Below are 1,658 nucleotides of genomic sequence, written 5' to 3' on the forward strand. Positions count from 1 at the left end.
ATCGAGGTGGGGGACCGCGACTCCCTCTACACCCGGCCGCGTCACCCCTACACCCACGCCCTGCTCTCCGCCGTCCCCGAGGCGACCCTGACGGAGGGCGAGGCGCCCCGGCGCGAGCGGATCCGCCTGGCCGGTGACGTCCCGTCCCCCATCTCCCCGCCGTCCGGCTGCCGCTTCCGCACCCGCTGCTGGAAGGCCCAGGACCGGTGCGCGACCGAGGAGCCCCCGCTGGTCCGGCTCTCCGGCAACCGGGAGGGCCACCTGACGGCCTGCCACTTCCCGGAGGAGCCGACCACCGAGGCCCGCGCCGGGGACATCGTCCTGGACCCGGCCCTGACGGCACTGGAGGAGGACCAGGGAGCCTAGGCCCGGCGGGCCACCGTGATGATCTCCGGGGACGTGGGGGTGAGCGGGGCGCGGTCCCAGTCGCCGTACCGGGCGGCCACCGTCAGGCCCGCCTCCGCGAGGAAACCGTCCAGCGTCGCGGCGTCCAGGAAGCGCAGGACGCCGTGCACGGACCGCGGGGCGGGCCAGTACGGGCCGGCATAGGTCTCGGTGAAGCGCACCCGGCCCCGCTCCGGGCCGGTGCCGAGCGTCTCGTGCCACACCCGCACCGGGGTGCCGTCGGGGGCGGTGATCTCGTGCACCCGGTCCGGGGTCCACCGTTCCCAGGCGCGGGCGCCGGGGTTGCGGGTCTCGAACACGAACCGTCCGCCGTCCCACAGGGCCGCGCGGGCGGCGCGCAGACAGACCCGGATCTCCTCGTCCGCCACCAGCTCCTGGAAGGCGTGCCCGGTCATCATGACGAGGTCGAACTCCGGCCGCCAGTGCCGCACCCGCACATCGCCGAGCACCCACTCGACGTCCGGGCGGGCCCGGCGGGCCTGGACGAGCATGGCCGCGGCCGGATCCAGTCCCGTCAGCCGCCCCGGGTGCCCCCCGGCCCGGGCCCGGCGCAGCAACTGCCCGGTGCCGCACCCGATGTCCAGCACGGAGCCGGCCTCCCGCAGCAGCCCGAGGCAGAAGTCGTCCCCCGGGCGCCAGGGGTTGAGGCTGTCGTACAGCGCCGCGAGCGTGAGATCGGCATAGGCGTGATCCACCACCGCGGCAGTGTGACACAGCGGACCGGACGGCGGGACGGAAACGGAGTGGTTGTTCAACTACTTTGACAACAAGGGTAGTTGAGTTGAGCCTTCCGGGCACGAAAGAGGGCCCGCGCCTGGGCGGGCGCGGGCCCTCGTCCCCTGGAGCGGACGTTCGGGGCTCGGGTCAATGGGCCGGTGAAAGTCCGTTCCGCAAGGGGGCGGCTGACGGAAAGGGGTGTGTCAGGCCGCCGCCTCGGGGTCCTTGGACAGGCGCGGGGCGGGCACGGTGTCCGCCGTCTCCGGGTAGTGGCAGGCCGTCAGGTGGCCCGGCTCGTTGCCCTCCGTGCGCACCAGCGGCGGAGTCTCCGTCGCGCACTTCTCGGTCGCCTTCCAGCAGCGGGTGCGGAAGCGGCAGCCGGACGGCGGGTTGATCGGCGACGGCACGTCACCGGTCAGCCGGATGCGCTCGCGCGGCACCTCGTCCACCGTCGCCTCGGGCACGGCGGAGAGCAGGGCCCGGGTGTAGGGGTGGCGCGGGTTGCCGTACAGGTCGTCGCGGTCGGCGATCTCCAC

The 1,658-nt window shown here is 74.4% G+C and carries 3 protein-coding genes; 1 reads left to right on the forward strand and 2 read right to left on the reverse strand.

Annotated elements, in window-relative coordinates; genetic code table 11:
- A partial coding sequence (locus tag AB0E62_RS39945; protein ID WP_362206033.1) for an oligopeptide/dipeptide ABC transporter ATP-binding protein occupies nt 1–366 on the forward strand: 366 nt, incomplete at its 5' end.
- On the opposite strand, the gene AB0E62_RS39950 is transcribed toward AB0E62_RS39945, so the two are convergent.
- Together AB0E62_RS39950 and AB0E62_RS39955 are read right to left on the reverse strand one after the other, a co-directional pair.
- Nucleotides 363–1,103: a class I SAM-dependent methyltransferase gene (locus AB0E62_RS39950; protein ID WP_362206036.1), complete on the reverse strand. Its 741-nt coding sequence runs from the start codon at nt 1,101–1,103 to the stop codon at nt 363–365. The genes AB0E62_RS39945 and AB0E62_RS39950 overlap by 4 nt on opposite strands.
- 222 nt (nt 1,104–1,325) lie before the next feature.
- Nucleotides 1,326–1,658: oligopeptide/dipeptide ABC transporter ATP-binding protein (locus tag AB0E62_RS39955; protein WP_362206039.1), on the reverse strand; the 333-nt coding region annotated here is incomplete at its 5' end.

This window comes from Streptomyces sp. NPDC038707, from assembly GCF_040636485.1.
In the GTDB taxonomy this organism is placed as follows: Bacteria; Actinomycetota; Actinomycetes; order Streptomycetales; family Streptomycetaceae; genus Streptomyces.